Origin of the sequence: Rhizobium sp. BK251 (assembly GCF_004345245.1) — a bacterium.
GTDB lineage: Bacteria > Pseudomonadota > Alphaproteobacteria > Rhizobiales > Rhizobiaceae > Rhizobium.
The window spans coordinates 23,262-41,931 of sequence record NZ_SLUQ01000004.1 but is presented as its reverse complement, the minus strand read 5'-3'; the positions used below and the strand labels follow the sequence as shown (position 1 = coordinate 41,931).

16 protein-coding genes are annotated in these 18,670 nt (G+C 63.3%); 8 read left to right on the top strand and 8 right to left on the bottom strand.

Features of this window, described 5'->3' with window-relative positions; all coding sequences use genetic code 11:
* Window positions 1-12: 12 nt before the first annotated feature.
* On the bottom strand, window positions 13-2,184 hold the full coding sequence (locus tag EV286_RS10210) for an adenylate/guanylate cyclase domain-containing protein (protein ID WP_132956936.1): 2,172 nt from the start codon (window positions 2,182-2,184) through the stop codon (window positions 13-15).
* Between the two features lie 216 nt (window positions 2,185-2,400).
* Here EV286_RS10210 and EV286_RS10205 point away from each other — a divergent pair, with 216 nt between their 5' ends.
* Window positions 2,401-3,366: a homocysteine S-methyltransferase family protein gene (locus tag EV286_RS10205; protein WP_132956935.1), complete on the top strand. Its 966-nt coding sequence runs from the start codon at window positions 2,401-2,403 to the stop codon at window positions 3,364-3,366.
* Window positions 3,367-3,396: 30 nt separating this feature from the next.
* Here EV286_RS10205 and EV286_RS10200 read toward each other — a convergent pair whose 3' ends face one another.
* The 3 genes from EV286_RS10200 to EV286_RS10190 form a co-directional block, all read right to left on the bottom strand.
* Window positions 3,397-3,834, bottom strand: a complete 438-nt coding sequence (locus EV286_RS10200; RefSeq protein ID WP_132956934.1) for a hypothetical protein — start codon at window positions 3,832-3,834, stop codon at window positions 3,397-3,399.
* Window positions 3,835-4,634: 800 nt separating this feature from the next.
* Window positions 4,635-5,183: a hypothetical protein gene (locus EV286_RS10195; RefSeq protein ID WP_132956933.1), complete on the bottom strand. Its 549-nt coding sequence runs from the start codon at window positions 5,181-5,183 to the stop codon at window positions 4,635-4,637.
* 96 nt (window positions 5,184-5,279) lie between these two features.
* Window positions 5,280-6,251, bottom strand: a complete 972-nt coding sequence (locus EV286_RS10190) for a hypothetical protein (protein ID WP_132956932.1) — start codon at window positions 6,249-6,251, stop codon at window positions 5,280-5,282.
* Between the two features lie 424 nt (window positions 6,252-6,675).
* Here EV286_RS10190 and EV286_RS10185 point away from each other — a divergent pair, with 424 nt between their 5' ends.
* The 3 genes from EV286_RS10185 (at window position 6,676) to EV286_RS10175 (ending at window position 10,333) form a co-directional block, all read left to right on the top strand.
* Window positions 6,676-7,638 carry a sugar-binding protein gene (locus EV286_RS10185; RefSeq protein WP_132956931.1) on the top strand — a complete coding sequence of 321 codons (963 nt, stop codon included), beginning with the start codon at window positions 6,676-6,678 and terminating at the stop codon, window positions 7,636-7,638.
* A 73-nt stretch (window positions 7,639-7,711) separates the two neighbouring features.
* Window positions 7,712-9,253 (top strand): sugar ABC transporter ATP-binding protein, encoded by a 1,542-nt coding sequence (locus tag EV286_RS10180; protein ID WP_132956930.1) that lies wholly within the window; start codon window positions 7,712-7,714, stop codon window positions 9,251-9,253.
* Window positions 9,254-9,295: 42 nt separating this feature from the next.
* Window positions 9,296-10,333 (top strand): ABC transporter permease, encoded by a 1,038-nt coding sequence (locus EV286_RS10175; protein ID WP_132956929.1) that lies wholly within the window; start codon window positions 9,296-9,298, stop codon window positions 10,331-10,333.
* A gap of 44 nt (window positions 10,334-10,377) precedes the next feature.
* Here EV286_RS10175 and EV286_RS10170 read toward each other — a convergent pair whose 3' ends face one another.
* Together EV286_RS10170 and EV286_RS10165 are read right to left on the bottom strand one after the other, a co-directional pair.
* On the bottom strand, window positions 10,378-11,112 hold the full coding sequence (locus EV286_RS10170; RefSeq protein WP_132956928.1) for a class I SAM-dependent methyltransferase: 735 nt from the start codon (window positions 11,110-11,112) through the stop codon (window positions 10,378-10,380).
* Between the two features lie 33 nt (window positions 11,113-11,145).
* The gene (locus EV286_RS10165; protein ID WP_132956927.1) at window positions 11,146-12,063 is read right to left on the bottom strand and encodes a 2-dehydropantoate 2-reductase; all 918 of its coding nucleotides are present in this window, start codon (window positions 12,061-12,063) and stop codon (window positions 11,146-11,148) included.
* 244 nt (window positions 12,064-12,307) lie between these two features.
* Here EV286_RS10165 and EV286_RS10160 point away from each other — a divergent pair, with 244 nt between their 5' ends.
* Complete coding sequence (locus EV286_RS10160; protein WP_132956926.1) at window positions 12,308-13,114, top strand: pyrroline-5-carboxylate reductase; 807 nt, start codon at window positions 12,308-12,310, stop codon at window positions 13,112-13,114.
* A gap of 6 nt (window positions 13,115-13,120) precedes the next feature.
* Here the strand turns inward: EV286_RS10160 and EV286_RS10155 are convergent, their stop codons facing one another.
* Window positions 13,121-14,113 carry an AraC family transcriptional regulator gene (locus EV286_RS10155; protein WP_245500672.1) on the bottom strand — a complete coding sequence of 331 codons (993 nt, stop codon included), beginning with the start codon at window positions 14,111-14,113 and terminating at the stop codon, window positions 13,121-13,123.
* 225 nt (window positions 14,114-14,338) lie between these two features.
* Here EV286_RS10155 and EV286_RS10150 point away from each other — a divergent pair, with 225 nt between their 5' ends.
* The 3 genes from EV286_RS10150 (at window position 14,339) to EV286_RS10140 (ending at window position 17,547) form a co-directional block, all read left to right on the top strand.
* Entirely contained in the window at window positions 14,339-15,109 is a 771-nt protein-coding gene (locus EV286_RS10150) for an alpha/beta hydrolase (protein ID WP_132956924.1), read from the top strand.
* 206 nt (window positions 15,110-15,315) lie between these two features.
* Entirely contained in the window at window positions 15,316-16,515 is a 1,200-nt protein-coding gene (locus EV286_RS10145) for an NADH:flavin oxidoreductase/NADH oxidase family protein (protein WP_132956923.1), read from the top strand.
* Between the two features lie 156 nt (window positions 16,516-16,671).
* A complete protein-coding gene (locus EV286_RS10140) occupies window positions 16,672-17,547 on the top strand; it encodes a helix-turn-helix domain-containing GNAT family N-acetyltransferase (protein WP_132956922.1) in 876 nt (291 codons plus the stop codon).
* 131 nt (window positions 17,548-17,678) lie between these two features.
* On the opposite strand, the gene EV286_RS10135 is transcribed toward EV286_RS10140, so the two are convergent.
* A complete protein-coding gene (locus tag EV286_RS10135) occupies window positions 17,679-18,548 on the bottom strand; it encodes an amino acid ABC transporter substrate-binding protein (RefSeq protein WP_245500671.1) in 870 nt (289 codons plus the stop codon).
* Window positions 18,549-18,670: the final 122 nt, after the last annotated feature.

Sequence of the window (18,670 nt, the reverse complement as noted above, 5' to 3'; positions counted from 1 at the left end):
GATCCTGGCGCATCAGCCGGCGACATCCTCGCTCTTCCCCGTCGCCTCCTCGCGGAAGTGGTGGGAGCGCCGCGAGATCCGCTCGTAGAATTCCAGCAGGCCGGCAGCAATCATCGGCGCGCGCAACCTTGCGGCATTGAGGAGCCGGCGCGTTGCGGGTGAACGGGAGCCGAGGGCTTCGACGAGCCGCCCGTGGATTTCCTGCAGCTCGGCGAATTCGGGCGAGGCCGCAACCTGCTCGTCACCGACGACCACAAAAAGGCGGGTGCGGGTGCTCTTGCCTTTGAGCGGAAGCATCCCTGCCTCAAGCAACGCAAATCCCGAAAGCAGCTGCGCCGTGTCCTCGGACACAAGAATGTCGAATCCGACGTCCTTGCACGAGGACTCGATCCGCGCGGCGACATTCACCGCATCTCCGATGGCCGAGTAGTTGAAGCGGGCCTCGGCGCCCATGTTGCCCACACAGGCAATGCCCGTATGGAAGCCGACGCCGATGCCGACCTTCTGCGCCTCGCCGAAGCCGAAGGCATTGTCGGCGTTGAGCTGCGTGAGCGTCTCGCGCATTGCAAGGGCGGTGCGGGCCGACTTCTTGGCGTGATCGGCCACATCAACGGGAGCGTTCCAGAACGCCATGATCGAATCGCCGATGAACTTGTCCAGCGTGCCCTCGTTGGAAAGGACGTGGCGGCTCAGCGCGTCGAGGAGCGTATTGAGGAAACCGACGACCTCGGTGGGCGTCAGCCGCTCGCTGATCTCGGTGAAGTTCCTGACGTCGACGAACATGACCGTCAGCTCGCGGTCGTCGCCCCCGAGCCTGAGGGCGTCGCGCGTGTGCTCGATGCGGTAGAGCAATGACGGCGAAAGATAGTGGCCGAAGGCGCGCCTGACCTCGCGGCGCTCGCGGTCCGTCACCAGGAAGCGGAAGGCGGTCACGACGAAGTGGGTGATCGATCCGCTGACGATGGGGGCCAGGGGATCGAAGAGCATGCCCGCCAGATAGAAGGCGAGCCAGGAAGCAACCAGCGCCAGCGCGGTGATCATGAGACCGAAGGCGAGGGCGACGGCCGGGCTGACGAAGGTCGTCACCAGGACGAGGAGGGTACCGGCAACGGCGATGGAGAGGATCTCAACGCCATCAGCCCAGTCCGGCCGGGAGAGGAAGCGGCCGGACAGGATCTGCTCGACGATCTGCGCATGCAGCGAGACGCCGGGGACATTCTGGCCAAGCGCGGTGACGCGGATGTCCTGGAGGCCGGCGGCGGAGGTGCCGACGAAGACGATGCTGCCCTCTATTGCTGCCGCCACCTCGGGAGAAGGGCCATCCGGCGCGAGGATCTTGCCGGCGGAAACGTATCGCGCAGCCATGTCTGGCGTCACGTAGAGCCAGAGTTCGCCGGTTGCGGTGACCGGTGCGACGAACTCGCCGTTCTTGACCAGGGTCATGATGTCGGGGGCATCGGGTGCTCCGGCGATGACATAGGTCGAGGCGCCCTGGGCGACGCGCAGGGCCTCCATGGCGAGATTGGGGTAGAGCTGCTCGCCGTCGGTCAGGAAAAGCGGAACGGCGCGCACGACCGCCGAGGAGCTGCCGGGATTGAGGCTGATATGGCCGAGCCCGGAGGCATTGGCCTCGAGCTGCGGGCGCAGCGGCGTGGCGGCGGCAATATGCGGCGGCGCGTTGACGGGGCTCTCCCCGGTAAAGGCGAAGCCGGCCATGACGGGTGGGCGATAATTTCCCTCGTTCGACAGTCCGAAGCCGAGGACGACGGGCTTTCCGGCAATCGCCTGCGCCAGGATCTCGTCATTGTCAGGCAGTTTTTCGATGAGGGCACTGTCGAAGCCCTCGATTTCCTTGACGACGTTGCGGGGCGAAAGCCGGTCAGGCTCGGCGAAGAGGATGTCGAAGGCGATGGCCGAGGCGCCCATGGCGGAAAGCCGCTCGACGAGTTCGGCGATGCGGTTGCGCGGCCATGGCCACTGGCCGAATTCCCTGAGCGAGGCCTCGTCGATATCGACGACCCGCACCGGCATGTTCTCGTAGGCCCTCGGCGCGATGCGCTGGTACTCGTCGAAGGTGACGTCGCGGGCCTGCCTCAGGAGCGGCGGGTCGCTGGCGCGCAGGAGGGTCAGCGCCGCGACGACCGCGAGACCGATGATGACGCCAACCTGCTGCGCGCGTGTCATGAGTGCGGTGCCGGTCCCTTCGTGACGAGAGGCTTGCGACGCATGGCCGCCTCGGATGCCGCGCAGGATATGCTGCTTTTTGTGCCGGGGCTATTCAATCGTGCGGATGATGCCGCGTGGTATCGTGCCGGATCCGATGTCACTCTGTATGACAAATGACACAGCTTCAGCTTCGGACCAAATCGCAGGTTAACACTGCGCCGGCATCAAGAGATCATGACCAAGAAAACATCCGCCATGACCTATGTGGAGCGCCTGAACAGCTCTCCCGCATTCCTGACCGAAGGGGCCGTCGTCACCAGGCTCGTCTACGACTACGGCCTGCCCACCCCCGAAAGTGCCGCCTTCGTGCATCTCTTCAGCGATGCCGGGCGCAAGGCGCTGTCGGCGATCTACCGCAGCTATCTCGAGGTCGCCGCCGCCTATGACCTGCCGATGCAGGTCGGCACGCCGACCTGGCGGGCGCACCGCGATTGCCTCTTCCGGCTCGGCTACACCGCGCCGAGCGACCTTCACCGGGCGAATGCCGAATCGGTGGCACTCCTGCAGGACCTGCGCCGCGAGCTCGGGCTCGAGGGCACCGTCTTCATCGCCGGCGTCGTCGGGCCCCGGGTCGACGGCTACAGCCCGGACGGCGCGCCGGACGCGGACGAGGCGGAAGACTATGTCCGCGACCAGGTCCATGCGCTCGCCGGCGCCGGTGCCGACCTCCTCTACGCGCCGACCTTCCCCGATGTCGAGGAACTCGTCGGCGTCTCCCGGGTGTTTGCCGAAACCGGGCTGCCCTATATCCTGGCGCCGGTCATCGATGCGGCCGGCCGTCTTCCTGACGGCACGGCGCTTGCGGATGCGGTGGCCCGCATCGACGCCGCGGCCGGCCGCCCGCCGCTCTACTACATGGGCGGCTGCGTCCATCCCTCGCATTTCGAGACGGCGGCATCGAAGGAGCCGTGGCCGGCGACGGACCGGATATTCGGCCTGCAGGCCAATGCCTCCAGCCTGACGCCGGAGGAGCTGGAAGGGCTCGACCACGCCGACGGCAGCGATCCCGGCGAATTCGCCGAGATGATGGTCGGCCTGCACCGGCGGGGCATGAAGATCCTCGGCGGCTGCTGCGGCACCAACGACATGCACATGCGCGCTCTGGCAGGCCGGCTGAAGGCCTCGCTGGTCGCCTCTTGAACCGAGGGCAAGACGCATGTTCGCCGCAGGTCAAGGCCCGGTCCTGTCCGCAAGTTCGGCCGGGCGCCGGCTGAGGCTGGCAAGCGCCGAGCGGAAGCGTTCGAAGAGGTCTTCCCAGCAGCTTGCCGCGCAGAGCGGCAGGTCGGCGACGGCGGCACCCGAAAGGCCGAGCGCCCGCTGGGCGGCGACGGCGCCCTTCTGCCGGGCCGACGCCACCATGGGACCGCTGCAGCGGCGCCTGCGCCGGCAGGCGCGGCGGCGGCAGGCAATGAGCGGCAAGAGGGCAAGGGTGGCGGCGCGGCGGCAGCTCGCCTCGTGCTGGACGGCGCGGCCCGCCTCGTAGGCCCGGCGATCGATCGCGTCGCGCGCCGGCGCGGTTGCCTCCTTCAGCGCGGCGCGAAGACGCGCCATCTCTTCGTCTCCCATCTCTTCGTCTCGGGGCATTTCGTCACGCTTTTTCTCGGGCATGGGTTCTCCTTCACGCGGCCCCATCCGGCCCGTGGCTTGAAGCTTTTCCTGGCGCATGTCGCGATTCCGAAGCCGGTTCCGGCCCGGGGGACATGCGGCCCGCTGCCTACTCGGACGGGGCGCTGGAAAATGCCTCGTGGGAGTAAGGGTATATGGCACCTTCCAGCGCCCCGTTCGGCGGTTTATGCCCGCAACTGCGGGTCCCTCTGCGCGGATGATCGGCACCTTTTCCAGGGCGACGCTCGACGGATTTTCCCGCGGCGCCGCGAAAGGCGAGAAGCCCGAAGGCCCTTGCCAGTCGCCGGTCCATTCATGTGTGCCGCACAGGCACGCCCCGCCATGTTGCAGGCGAGAGGGGGACCATTTTCTGCGAACCCCTTGGCGGCCGGTCTGCGTCAGGACCAACCGCAAGGCGCCGGCCCCGCCTCGCCGGTGACGCTCACCGGTGTATCCGAGGGCGGGGCGGGGAAAGTATAGGCATGGTTGTGAGGGGTGGGGAAAATAGGAGGGTGATTTTTTGTGGGGTCGAACCTAGGCCAGTGCTGCAATCGTGGTCCAAGCGGCCCCAAGGCCGTCGAGACATAGGGTCTCAGCTACCCAGTGGTTTCCCAAGCTCGACTTTTTCTAGCGTGATGCGCAGTATCGGGTCGTAATCGAAGCCCCGCCATCTCTCTGAATAGCCTAGATGTAGATAAAGGCCGAGCGCTCGCCTGTTCCCCGCAGATACGCGGATCGTAGCCTCGCTAAAACCCCGGTGACGGAATTGCTCTTCCAACGCGCTAAGCCAGACGATCCTCGACCTAGTCCCACACGAAGGCCGCCAGCGCCGCCCAGACCAGCAGAAATGCCACCCCGACGATCTTCAATCTTGAGATTGGAGGGATCGTCGCCCTGATTCCATGACGCTCGAACAGCGGCTGTAACGAAAGGACAAAGCGCGTCGACAGGTTTCCCCACTCTCCCAGGTCCCGCAGCGTGCCGCGACGCAACCGCAGCGGGCGCGGCACCCAGCCATCTTCGAACATCACCAGGCCTTTGACCGAACCGATGTTCTTTCCACGACAACTGACTTTGGCGCTCGGCTGACCCAGGTGATTCGCGATCACTTCCAGAAGCCCACGCAGCTCCTTGCGATTGTCGACGATGACCAGCAACTTCTCCGGCGACAACGTGGACAAGGCGCGGCCCACTTCCCAGTGGAAACCCGCGCTCGAACCCGTGCGCAGCACAACCAGCGCGGCACCCTCCATCAGTTCGATGATGCGCGCCTGCCAGGCGTCGTCCGTCAGGTAGACGCGCTGCGCACCCACCTGCGGCAATCTCTCGCCGGGGCGGCCCACCGCCACCATTGGGCCTATCCACGCCAACGCGCGTGCCAGATGTTCTTCCTCCGTGAGTGCGCCGTGACGCGTCCCCGCCTGGTCATCGTCCGTGAACGAACGTAGCTAGAGCACCGGCCCCATGACCTGATGCCGGGCCTGCGCCAAATCCGCCGCGTGCTGCGCTGCCATGTCCTTCTGCATCGACTCCGCTAAGGCCGTCTGCAGCGAGCCCCGCCAGTGATCGCGGACCACGATGAAGAGGGCGGCGCCGAGCCCGACGAGAAACGTCAGCAGGGTGACGTGGGTCGCTACGTCGAAAATCACGAGGATCAATGAACCGACGCCTATGGCAAGCGCCACCCCGCTGCCCCGCCGGTTGCGCCGATGTTGCGTCTTAAGGCGCGACGTTTCGGGTGAGTCCTTGGGGCGGGACTTATAAACGAGCGGCTCGACCGGCGCGACCGTCAGCCGGTCCGAACGTCGTTCCGAGGCGCGATCCCGGCGCTCGGCCAGCGCGAGGGCCCACTGGAAGCGAGCCAGGACGTGTTCGCGCATGACGATGAAGATGGCGGCGCCGAATCCCACGAGAAACGTCATCCCGGTGACCTGGGTCGCGAAGTCCAAAATCGCGAGGATCAATGAAACGACGCCTATGGCGAGTGCCACCCAGCCGCCGCGCACGTTGCGACGATGTTGCGCTTTAAGGCGCAACGTTTCGGGGGAGTCCTCGGGGCGGGGCTCACAAACGAGCGTCTCGACCGGCTCGACCGTCAGCTCGTCCAAACGTCCTTGCGAGGCGAGATCCCGGCGCTCGGCCAACGCGAGGGACCGCTTGAAGGGATGCAGGACGTAATAATTGAAGAGGAGCAGCGGACTCGCGGCCAGCAATATCCAGAGTATCTGGTAGCGCTGGATCAGGTCGTCGCGATCTAGCATGTTGAGCACGTTGCCCGCCAGCCCGGTCACGACGAAGACCGTGCCATTCGCCCAGACGATCCCTCTGGCCCACCGGTAGCGGGTCCTTCGCCGCGCGGTCTCCGGCGAGTCGACCGGCGCCGTGCTATCGGTGGTGGTCCGTTGTGAGTTCACCATCATGTCAGATTACGTCAAACAATGGGGATTTGAACGTCCGCTTCATAAGAACCGAGACCAAAAGCTGCCAGTCCGCTGACGGCCCCGAGCCTGTCATCTATCGCGGGCAAGTAGACGACCGCTCTTGGCGCGTTGTGGCCATGGTCAAGTGGCTGCTAGCGGTCGAAGGTGGTCGTTGCGACTCGCTGGCGACCGCCATTTCTCATGGCGCCGCTCCTTGCCCTGCGGCGGAACTGGCCCGGCGCCAGCATGTTCTGAGCTACATTAATAATACTATTTACTAATTAAGATTCTTGTATACCGTCAGGGAGCGATCGGAACCTATGCCATACGTCGCTTCGCGACGGCCCCGGGGAGGGGGCGTGCATCCGGCCGGCCGTAGAGTAGCGAACGGGCCCTCGCCAATGCGGCCCTCGGGAGGTGTGTTATGAAACAGCTGAAACGCAATGCAGCCTTGTTCCTGGCCGGGCTGATGCTGAGCGCGGCACCGATGGCTGCAGCCTATGCCGACGACAAGCCGACGCTCGCATTCGTCGTCAACGGGGCGTCCGACTTCTGGAAAGCCGCCGAGGCGGGGGTGAAGAAGGCGCAGGGCGAAATGCCTGATTACAACATGGAGCTGAAGTATCCTGAGCAGGCGGCTGTCGCCATTCAGCAGCGCCTCATGGAAGATCTCGTCACCGCCGGCGTCAAGGGGATCATGGTCTCGGCCGTCGACCCCAAGACCCAGACGGATGGCCTCAACAAGATCGGCTCGCAGACGGCTCTCTTCACGACTGACAGCGACGCGCCGAAGACCAACCGTGTCGCCTATATCGGTTCTTCGAACGTCGATGCCGGCAAGCAGGCCGCCGAAATCGCCAAGAAGGCGATGCCGGACGGCGGCAAGTGCCTCGGTTTCGTCGGTCTTCTCGGCGCTGATAATGCCCGCGAGCGCATCGAAGGCATGAAGGAGGGGCTCAAGGGCACCAAGATCGAGCTTATCGATGTTCGCGGTGACGACATCGACCAGACGCGTGCCAAGAAGAACGTCGAGGATGCGTTGGTGGCCAGCCCCGACGTGACCTGCATGGTCGGCTTCTACTCCTACAATACGCCGCGCATCTACGAGGCGCTCCGCGAGGCGGGCAAGCTCGGCCAGATCACCGTCGTCGGCTTTGACGACGATCCGATCACGCTCGGCGGTGTCAAGGAAGGCACGATCGCCGCGACTGTCGTGCAGCAGCCGTTCGAATGGGCCTACCAGGGCATGAAACTGATGGCCGCCTACCTCAAGGGCGACAAGTCCGGCGTTCCCGCCGACGGCCTGATCATCATCCCGACGGTGATCATCGGCAAGGATGATGTCGACAAGTATGCCGCCAACCTGAAGGCCATGGCTGGAAAATAACCTCCTTCGCGGCGGCGGCCTTCGCCGCCGCCGCGGAAAGGCATTTCATTCCGACAGCAGCCATGGACAGGCGATGAATCATACCTCCGACCTCCCGTCACCGGGCGCGCCCGCAACGCCGTTCCTTTCGCTTTCAGGCGTTGGCAAGACCTATCCGGGCGTCGTCGCGCTCGAGGGCCTGTCGATGGACGTCGTGCCTGGCGAGGTCATCGGCCTCGTCGGCGAAAACGGGGCCGGAAAATCGACGCTGATGAAGATTCTCGGCGGCGTGATCGCACCCGACCGGGGGACGATCCTGCTCGACGGGACGGAGCTTCGCTTCCTCACGGTGGAATCGAGCATCTCGTCCGGCATCGCCTTCGTGCACCAGGAACTCAATCTCTTCGAGAATCTCGACGTCGCCGCCAATATCTTCCTCGGCCGTGAACCGCTGAAGGCGGGACCTTTCAAGCTCGTCGATCGCGATCGCCTGAGAGACATGGTGAAGCCGCTCCTGAAGCGCGTGGGGGCGCATTTTTCCGCCGACACGCCCGTGGCGTCGCTTTCGCTTGCCGAGCAGCAGATGGTGGAAATCGCCAAGGCGCTGTCCATCAACGCAAGGCTCGTCATCTTCGACGAACCCACCTCCAGCCTTCCGCTGGCCGAAACCGAGCGGCTGCTCAGCATCATCAAACTGCTGAAGGCGGATGGCATCAGCGTCATTTTCATCTCCCACCGGCTCCACGAGGTCGAGCGCGTCGCCGACCGGGTCGTCGTGCTGCGCGACGGCGCGCTTGTCGGCACGCTCGCCAAGAAGGACATCGGCCACGACCAGATGGTCAAGCTGATGATCGGGCGGGTGCTTGCCGCCCGTACCGCAAAGCCGCAGCGCTCGCCCGGCTCGGTTGCGCTGAAGGCAAGCGGCGTACGCACCGAGGCCTATCCCCGCCGCCCGGTTGATCTCGAAATCAGGTATGGCGAAATCCTGGGGCTCGCCGGGCTCGTCGGGTCCGGCCGCACCGAGCTTGCAAGGGTGCTCTTCGGCATCGACCGGAGTTACGGCGGCGCCATCTTCCAGGACGGGCAGCAGATTGTGGTCGGTTCCGCGCGGGACGCGGTCGCCCGCGGCATTTTCCTGGTGCCGGAGGATCGCAAGCGCAACGGCATTCTGCTCGATTTCCCGATCGTCCAGAACATCACCCTTGCCGATCTTCCGAAGCTCGCCAGCCGCTTCATGCTGTCTGCCGAGCGGGAGACGGCGGCGGCCGAAAAGCAGCGCGTTCGCCTCGGCATCAAGGCGCCCTCGGTTTCGATCCGGACCAGCACGCTGTCGGGCGGCAACCAGCAGAAGGTGGTGCTTGCCAAATGGCTGTCGATGAGCCCGAAGGTGATGATCTTCGACGAGCCGACGCGCGGCATCGATATCGGCGCGAAGAACGAGATCTATGGCCTGATGCGGGCGCTTGCCGATGCCGGTGTCGCGATCCTGATGATCTCCAGCGACATGGAAGAGGTGATCGGCGTTTCCGACCGCATTGCCGTCATGCATGAGGGCCAGATCGCCGGCATTCTGGAAGAGGACGAATTCAGCCAGGAAAGCGTCCTTTTGCTTGCCGTCGGCAAAGGCGTAAAATAGCCGCTGCGGCAATCTCACTGGGTATCGGGGAATGGATCTCGAATGATCAAGAAAGATCTTGGACTGCTGCTTCTGATCGTCGTCGTCGGCATTGTCGTCGCCATCATCAATCCGCGCTTCCTGCTGCCGATCAACCTGGCGAACACGGCCAACCTGATCGGCCTGTTCGGCATCCTGTCGATTGGCCAGGCTTTCGTCATCATTACGGGCGGTATCGAGCTTTCCGTCGGCTCGCTGGTGGCGCTTCTCGGCGTGCTGTTCATCGATTTCGTTGCGGTCCAGGACATGTCCTGGATGCTGGCGCTGCCGCTCATTCTCGTGCTCGGCGCGGTCATCGGTGCGGTTCATGGCTGGCTGATCACCCGGCTGAACCTGCAACCCTTCGTCGTCACCCTCTGCGGCCTCCTGATTTATCGCGGGGCGGCGCGCTTTTACACGGCCGACGGAACGGCGGGTTTTGCCTTTGGCCAGAATTTCCCGGACCTCGAATTCCTGACCGCAGGACGGTTCTACGGTGTGCCCAACACCTTCATCGCGCTTGTCATCATCGGCGTGGTCACGTGGATCGTGCTGCACCGCTCCGTCTTCGGGCGCTATCTTTACGCGATCGGCAAGAACGAGGAGGCGGCCCGCTATTCCGGTATCCGCACCGGCCGCATGGTGATGTCGGCCTATGTCATCTGCGGGTTGCTGACCGCGCTTTCGGCGATCCTTTTCGCCATGTACACGCGCTCGATCTCGCCGGCGAGCCATGGCCAATTCTACGAACTCTACGCGATTGCCGCAGCCGTGCTCGGAGGCTTTTCGCTGCGCGGCGGCGAGGGATCGATCGTCGGCGTCGTGCTCGGCACGGTCCTGCTCCAGGAGTTGCAGAACCTCGTCAACCTGCTCGGCATCCCCTCGTCGCTGAATTTCGCCGTCATGGGCGGCGTTATCCTCATCGGCGTGCTGATCGACCAGCAATGGAATGCAATCCGCGCACAGCGCCGCGTCGTCGCTGCCGCCCGGCAGACCGAAGCCCGTGTTGCGGACGAAGCGACGGTGCCGGTGGTTGCCAGTCAGGACCAGGTCGGCAGATGAGGCCACGACGATCCGAATAGCGGATGCGTTAGCGGACCGCGATGTCAGTTCCTGAACTGGTAGACACTGCCGAAGCGATTGGGCATCTGGTATATATGTTCGGCATGGGCGAAACCGGCTTCACGGCCCATCGACTTCCATGTGTCGGCTGATTCCGGGAAGTCGGCCAGCCTCATGTGAGAGTCCATCGTTTCGAATTCTTCGTCGGTCAGTGCGGCCCATACGCTGCGATATGAGGTGAACCGATCAAGCCATTCGGTGCGGTTCTCTCCCTCGAGAAGGGTGGGTTCCCAGATCAGGAACAGGCCACCACGGCCTAATGCATCGTGCACATCTTTCATCAGCCGGACCTTTCCCTCCGGCTGCAGATGATGCAGCGACATTCCAATCCACACTAGGTCCACGGTCTCGGACCAGTCGGCCATCGCTTCGGCGAAGTCGCAACAGCGCAGGTCGATAGGACACCGCAGGTCCTTCAGCGATTGCCTTGCGAGTTCCAGGGACTGCGCGGAGAGGTCGATCCCGTAATAGTGGCCGATGGCGCTCCCCTTAAGCGCGGCCGCCGAGGCGGACGCATCCCCGCAAGCGATATCGAGAAACTTGAACGGCTTCGGCATCTCCTCGGAAAGCAGGCTATGAAGCAAGCAGTAGACCTCACGATGAAACATCAGGTTTTCGCCGACAACCTTCCGGTAGGTTGCCAGGTGCCTGTTGAACATGGCTTGCGCTTCGTCGGTGCCAGTCGACGACGTGCTCTCGGCCCAGTTTTCGGTCTCCACTCGTTTCCCTCCCCCCAGCGGCGCCGTCTTGAGTCAAGGTTCGGCGCCTTTTGCATATAGATGCAGCGCGCGATAGACCGCGGTATGTGCCGGCGTCGGCACGCCGAGTTCGTTGCCGAGCGCGTGCATGCGGCCTGACAGCCACGCAAGTTCCAGGCGCTTTCCCAGCAAGAGATCGTTGGCCATGGATGAGCGCGTATCGGGCGGCAGGTTTTGCCACCGCGATCGAGCGTCCGCCTCGTATCCGTCGCGCATCGGATGACCCGCTGCCTTCGCCACCGCCATGCCCTCGTCCCGCAACTGGCCGAGGAATATCCGGGCTTCAGGATCGGCCAGGACCGGTCCAATTCCAGAGCGCATCAAGCTGGTAGCACCCGCAAACGCGCAGAGCGTCACAAACTTGGTCCAGAGCACCTGATCGATATCTTCGACCGCCTCCAGGCCAATGTTCCCGGCCCGGGTGCAGGCAGTCTGCAGCGCGCCGATCACCGGGTCATTGTGCCCACCGACATAGAACTGCGTGGCACCACCCGCATGCACGATCACGCCGGGCTCCTTGATATATCCCGAAATATAGGCGACACCGCCGACGACCTGCGAAGGCGGCACCCATCGGGCAAGCGTCTCGACGCTGTCGATGCCGTTCTGCAGCGTCACCACCCGCGTTTCCGGGCCGACCATCGGCACGATTGCCGCAGCCGCCTCTTCGTTGTCATAGAGCTTGACGGCGAAGAACACGATGTCGACATGGCCGACATCGGAAGGCATCTCGGTGGCCGTTACCTGAGGCAGGCTGACATTGCCGCGCGGACTTTCCAGCTGCAATCCATGGCGTCGCATTGCTTCAAGGTGAGCGCCACGCGCGATGAAGGTGACATCCTGGCCGGCTCCGGCGAGCCGCGCACCAAGATAGCCGCCGATGGCGCCCGAACCCATGATCGCGATCCGCATGGCCGTCCCCCCGACGACAAACCCGTGGCTGCAAGAAATCAATATAGCAGTTCTGCCCGCACTGCCAATTCCCGCGCCCGAGCCACGGCGACCTGCTCCCGCCTGCAACCAGGAGTACCCGACTGCCTCTTCGCAGTTGTGGCGGATGCAATCACTCCTGCGAAATCCATACGCCGGTCGATCTGGACAAGCCGGTGCCCTTCGGGCGTATTGGAAGGCGGAAGCAGTGGCACAGGGGGTGGCAATGGAGATCGATCCGAAGCGGATGACAATCGGGTTCGTCGGGACGGGCACGATTACGGAGGCCGTCGTCACCGGGCTGGGCAAGACGGGGTTTCGCGACACCCAGATCGTGCTGTCGCCTCGCAACGAAAGCGTCGCCGCCCGCCTCGCAGCGGCGAACGGGAACGTGTCGATCGCTTCTGGCAACCAGGATGTGCTCGACCGGTCCGATCTCGTATTCGTGGCGGTGAGGCCGCAGATTGCCGAGGAGGTCGTCCGCGCGCTCCGGTTTCGGCCGGACCACCATGTCATCAGCTTTGTCGCCGCCACGCCGCTCGATCGGCTGCTCGAATGGATCGACCAGCCTGTCCGGCTGAGCCAGGCAATTCCGCTGCCGTTCGTCGCCGATCTCCAGGGTGCCACTGCAATCCATCCGCCGGACGAGGTCTCGCATGCCGTCTTCTCGGTGCTCGGAGCGGCGATCGAGGTCGAAAGCGAACGCGAGTTCGATCTTCTCGCGGCGGCGAGCTCGATGATGGGCACCTATTTCGGCATCCTCGACGCGGCGTCGGCCTGGCTGGAGAGCCAGGGTCTTGCGAGGGCCGCCGGCGACGCCTACCTCCGCCAGCTGTTTTCCGGCCTCGCCCATGCCGCCCGTTCAAGACCCGCCGCGAGCTTCGACGAACTCGTCGGCGAGCATTCGACCAAGGGCGGGCTGAACGAGCAGGTACTCGAGGACTTCCGCGATTTCGGAGGGACCGCGGCGCTGCAGAAGGCTCTCGCTCGGGTTCTTGCCCGCATTCGTCCCGGAGACGGCAAGCTCTCCTGAAGTCAGCTACGAGATAGATCGACCAGGTTCATCCGTTGCGCGACCCGCAGTTTCTCTTTGCAGCTTCGTCGGAGTGGCCAGCCTGGCATGCACTGGAGCAATGCCGAACTGTGCTTTGAAGGCCCTGCTGAACGCCGCGTCGGAATCGTAGCCCACCTGTCGCGCCACGTCGCTGACCCTTGAATCGGCCTGGCGCAACATACCGAACGCGAGGGTCAACCGCCACCGGCTCTGATAGGAAAGCGGCGCTTCCTTGACCAATGCGGAGAAGCGTTCGGCAAAGCTCGAGCGCGACATGCCCGCCACATGCGCAAGCTCGACCACGCTCCAACGTCGGAACGGCTCATCGTGAATGGCTTTCAGGGCGCGACTGATGCGCGGATCGGCCAGCGCCCCCAGCCAGCCGGAATTGCCGGCCTTTTCCGTCTGCGCCCAGGTACGCAGGATGCGGATGACCAGCACGTCGATGAGCCGCGAGATCATGATCGACGAGCCGGGATGGACCTCCTGCGCCTCGACCATCATGAAATGGGCAAGACCCTCCACCCACCTTGCCGTCTGGCCTCCCGCCTTTGGAATGTGGATCACGGCCGGCAGCGATGAGACGACCCAGGGCATAGACTCGTTCTCGAAATGAAAAGCTCCCGCGATAAGTCTGGTTCGTGTGCCTTCGCCGCCGTGCCGCAGGCTCAGCTGCTCGGTCGTGAACTGCTCGCTCATCAGTTGGCTCACCGCCGCCGCGGCTGAACCGCCGCCGTCGCTCAGGAGATGCCCCACGCCGCGCGGCAGCATGACCAGATCGCCGGTGACGGCGCGTACCGGCGGTCCATCGGCGGCCAGAACTGTCAGCTCGCCCTCGAGAACAACAAAAAAATAGGCCGATCCGGGCCCGAAGCGCAACGCCCAGGGTTGTGTCAGCTCCGCCGCGAACACCAGCTCGCCCTCAAGTCTGATTAGCGCCAGCATTTGCGACAGGAGATCGACCCGGGCCGCAAGCATGCCCGCATTTCCGGACGATGGAGCATGACTTACGGGGTTCGGGTCATGGCGTTTCATCGCCTTAAATCCTATGTTTTGGGTGTGTTCAGCGAATAAAATGCTGACTGTATAGATACTTATAAGAAATGGCCGGATGGTTTTGTCAAAGCGACCGATAGTGATTGATATTGCAGATTGTCCGAGCCGAAATCAACCCCGCAGCAATGCGACCCAATGGAGCCTCAGATGAAAGACCTCTTCTTCTCCGCCCTCATGCTGTCCACGGCCGCTTTCGGTGCCGCGCCCGCTTCCGCCCAGCCGACGCTTCCCGCCGGCGTCGTCAAGAACATCGTGCTGGTTCATGGCGCGTTCGTCGACGAGACCAGCTGGAACGGCGTCGCCGCCATTCTGACAGCCAAGGGCTATAAGGTGACCGCCGTCAAGAATCCGCTGACTTCGCTTGCCGACGATGTGGCCGCCACGAATGCCGCACTTGATGCGCAGGATGGACCGACCGTTCTGGTTGGTCATTCCTGGGGTGGCGTAGTGATCGGCGAAGCTGGCATCAATGCCAACGTGTCGTCGCTTGTTTATGTTTCGGCCTTCGCTCCTGACAAGGGTGAAACGGTTTCGGCTTTGGCGGCAAGCGGACCGGCGACCCCGGGCGTCAAGGCCATCCGGGCCGACGACAAGGGCTATCTAACCATCGACCCTGCAGCCTTCCCGGCAGCCGTGGCGGCCGACCTGCCCAAGGATGTCGGAGAGTATCTCGCAGCCCATCAAATGCCCCTCAATCACACCGCCTTCGACGAGGTCACCAAGATCGCCGCATGGCATGTCAAGCCGAGCTGGTACGTTCTCAGTGCACAGGACCAGCTTCTTGATCCGCACGCTCAGGCCTTCTTTGCCGAACGGATGAAAGCCAAGGTCACGACCGTCGATGGCAGCCATGCCTCGCTGGCGTCGCACGCCGAAGAGGTGGCTGCGGTCATCGAATCCGCTGCGGGCGCGAAATAGGCCAACCGTGCTGCGACGCTATCGGTTGCCGAATGGTGACCGATAGCGTCGTCTGCGTTCCGGCTAGCCACGACGAACCACCAAACTCTGTTTTTGTAGAAACATGGAGATTGCGTCGTTTGCCAGCCCAGGCTCAGTGGTCGGCCGGTAGACCAGACTCGCCATTGTGCTACGGTGCCGCCGGAATATTGATCGCGGAATCTCAAATGCAATACCGTGGAACGCTGTTTGAACCGCTGCAACTGCCTTGTGGGTTAGTCCTGAAGAATCGCATTGCGAAGTCAGCGATGTCCGATTCGTTGGGCGATGGAACCGGCCATCCTACCGCCGAACAGTTCAGGTTGTATCAGCGCTGGGCCGCGGGTGGGCTGGCGGTATCCATTATCGGCGAGGTGCAACTCACCTCCGGCTACGCCGAGAACCCCGGCAATCTGGTCCTCAACGAAGCCTCTGACCTCGACCGATTCCGGGAACTTGCCCGACATGGCGGCGAAAATGGCACCGCGCTCTGGCTGCAACTCGGTCACGCCGGGGCGCTCGCCTACGCGCCGACCAGTAACCCCAAGGGGCCGAGCGCTCTTGATCTGCCCGGTTTGCGCTGCGCGGAAATTCGATTGGACGAATTGCACCAACTGCCCTCGGAGTTTGCGAGAACAGCTCGATTGGCGCAGCAGGCCGGTTTTGGCGGGGTGCAGATTCACGCGGCGCACGGATTTTTGCTTAGCCAGTTCCTTTCACCACTCTTCAACAGGCGCAGCGACGAATACGGCGGGACAATCGCCAATCGCATGCGACCTCTGCTGCAAGCTATCGAAGCAACACGCACTGCTGTGGGTGCCGATTTCCCGATCGCTGTGAAACTCAATTCTTCGGACCAGCTTGAGGGCGGGTTCGACGCGGAAGACGCGCTGAGTGTGGTGGCGGCGCTGGACCGATCTTCGGTCGACCTTATCGACATCAGCGGCGGAACCTACTTCCCCGGAGCCAAATCCGCTTCCGACGGAGCAGGACACGGACCGTACTTCCTCGCATTTGCAAAGCGCGCTCGCGCTGTGACGACCAAGCCCCTTATGCTGACAGGCGGCTTCAAGACACGCGCGCAGGCCGAAGACGCCGTGGCAAGCGGCGCAGTTGATATTGTCGGTCTTGCGCGTGCGTTCGTACTCGAGCCATCACTTCCCGGCCTCTGGAAAGCTGATCGGAAAGCTGAGCCGCTTTTTCCCAGATTTTCCGATGCGCCGGAGGGCGGGATCACGGCGTGGTATACGATGCGGCTGACCGAGCTCGGCGCAGACAGGGAAACACCTGTTTTCGGCGACCTTGGGCAGGCAATCCAGGACTACGCGGCGCGCGACAAATCTCGAACAGGTGTCTGGTTACGTCATTTCGCAAATGATGCCGGATAGTGATCCGCCGCTATGTCCGCAGTTCGCGCGAAGCCGGCGTCTGTCGATGACCGCTTTCGGCCCAAAGGCGCCTGAGCACGTCCCGACCGGCCGGGAAGGCGGGCTCTGCGAGTGCTTCGATTGACAGGAGCAATTATCTGACTTAAGTCAGATAATATGGCTTATGATCCTGTCTCTCGCGTTCGTCGCTTCAACCGTGCCGTCACCTCCGCGGTCGGCGCTCTCGATACATCTTTCCTTGGGCGGGGGCGTCCGCTGGGCGCGGCGCGCGTTCTCAATTCGATCGGCCAGGGGCAATCGGATGTTGCGGTGATCCGCGACTATCTCGGTCTTGATTCCGGCTTGATGAGTCGTCTTCTGCGCAGCCTGGAAGAGGAGGGTCTTATCGAGACGACACCGAACCCGCAGGACGCGCGTCGCCGCGTTGCCAGATTGACCGAAGCGGGCCGTTCCGAGTTTCAGGCCTATGAAGGGCTTTCCAATGCGCAGGCGGAGGCATTCCTGGCCCGCCATAGCCGCCCGGAAGAACTCCTGCGTGCCATGGATATTGTCGCTTCAGCGCTTAAGCGCAATCAGATCCTGCTTGAGGAGAAGGATGCCCGGAGCGAGGACGCCAGATACTGTCTCGGCGAATACTATGCGGAACTCGCACGCCGCTTCGAGAAGGGTTTCGATGTGTCTCTGTCTCGGGATCCCGACGCCGAGGATATGATCCGTCCGCGCGGCGCGTTCCTGGTGGCCATGTCGGATGGCCTGCCGATAGGCTGTGTCGGGTTGAAGGGCAGCGGCGGCGACGTCGCGGAGATCAAAAGGCTCTGGGTCGCGCCATCTGCGCGTGGCCTTGGGCTTGCAAAACGCCTGATGACGGCCGCCGAGGACATCGCCCGCGAACTATCCGTCAAGGTCCTCCGCCTTGACACGAATAGCGCGCTGCCCGAGGCAACGCAGCTTTATCGAGGAACCGGATGGAACGAGATCGCCCGTTTCAACGACGACCCATACCCGGACACGTTCTTCGAAAAACGCCTTTAGGCGAGAAGGGCGCTGGAGAGGCGTCGTGCCGATGCCACCGCCACTCTCGACAATGTTTTGAGGAGCGACGTGAATGACGGGTCGCGCGGATCGTCTGCCTTCATCAGCACGATGCGCTTTGGCCACGAAGCCTAGGGCACATGTTCCATGATGATTTGCGTGTGCAGCATCGGTGCTTCGGCTCCGAAATAGGTCTCGAGCAGCGGCAGAAAATCGTCTGACAGATAGAAATCCGTCAGCGCACGATCCGCGAGAAGGCGGAAGTCGGCGTCGTCACGGCGCAGGGCGATCGCATAGGGTTCGTGCGTGAACAGGCGATCGCCGACCTCGAGCGAGGACGGATCGCGCGCCCGCGTGGCCAGGTTGAAGAGCAGCACCTGGTCGGCGATATAGGCATCGATCTCATGATTCTCCAGCGCCTTCAGCCCATCCTCGTGCGTTTCGAAATCGGCGATCCGCGTCTTCGACACCTGGGTTGCCAGTGCCTCGCGCAGCGTCGCTGCCGTTGTCGTGCTCGCACGCGCACCGATCACGTTCGTGGATGTGACGCGCTGGCTGACCGGGCGAATAGCGGGTTCGTCGAGAAAGAGGGTCTGGAGATAGTTGGGCGAATCCTTGCGGAGCAGCGCGCTCGCACCGGTTAGGAAGATCGGCTGTGAGAAGTCGACGATTTCCCGCCTCACCAGATTGACGGTGATGGCGCCGCAAAGCAGGTCGACCTTCTCATCCTTCACCGCGTCGAAGCCGTTGGCGAGCGTCATCTCGACGTATTCGCGCTTCAGTTGCGGAAGCTGATGCTCGATCTCGTCGGCGATCTTGCCACACAGGTCGATGGCATATCCCGCGGGATCGGCGCCCGGCTTGCTGGAGGAGAAGGGCGCCTCGTCGGCGATGTAGCCGATGCGCAGGCTTCCGCGCTCCGTGAGCGTGTCGAGAGTTCCGGCGTCGGCCGCAAAGGCCGAAAGGCAAAGGGCAAGATTCGCCAGCAGAAACCGTCTCATGCACTTGGCCATAACGTATCTGCGGGGCACCTGCATGATCCTCATCTCCGAAAGAACGGTGGCGATCTCAAATGCGTGCACGCAGATTATGGGCTGTCCGCCATTTGTCAACCGAGGACGCC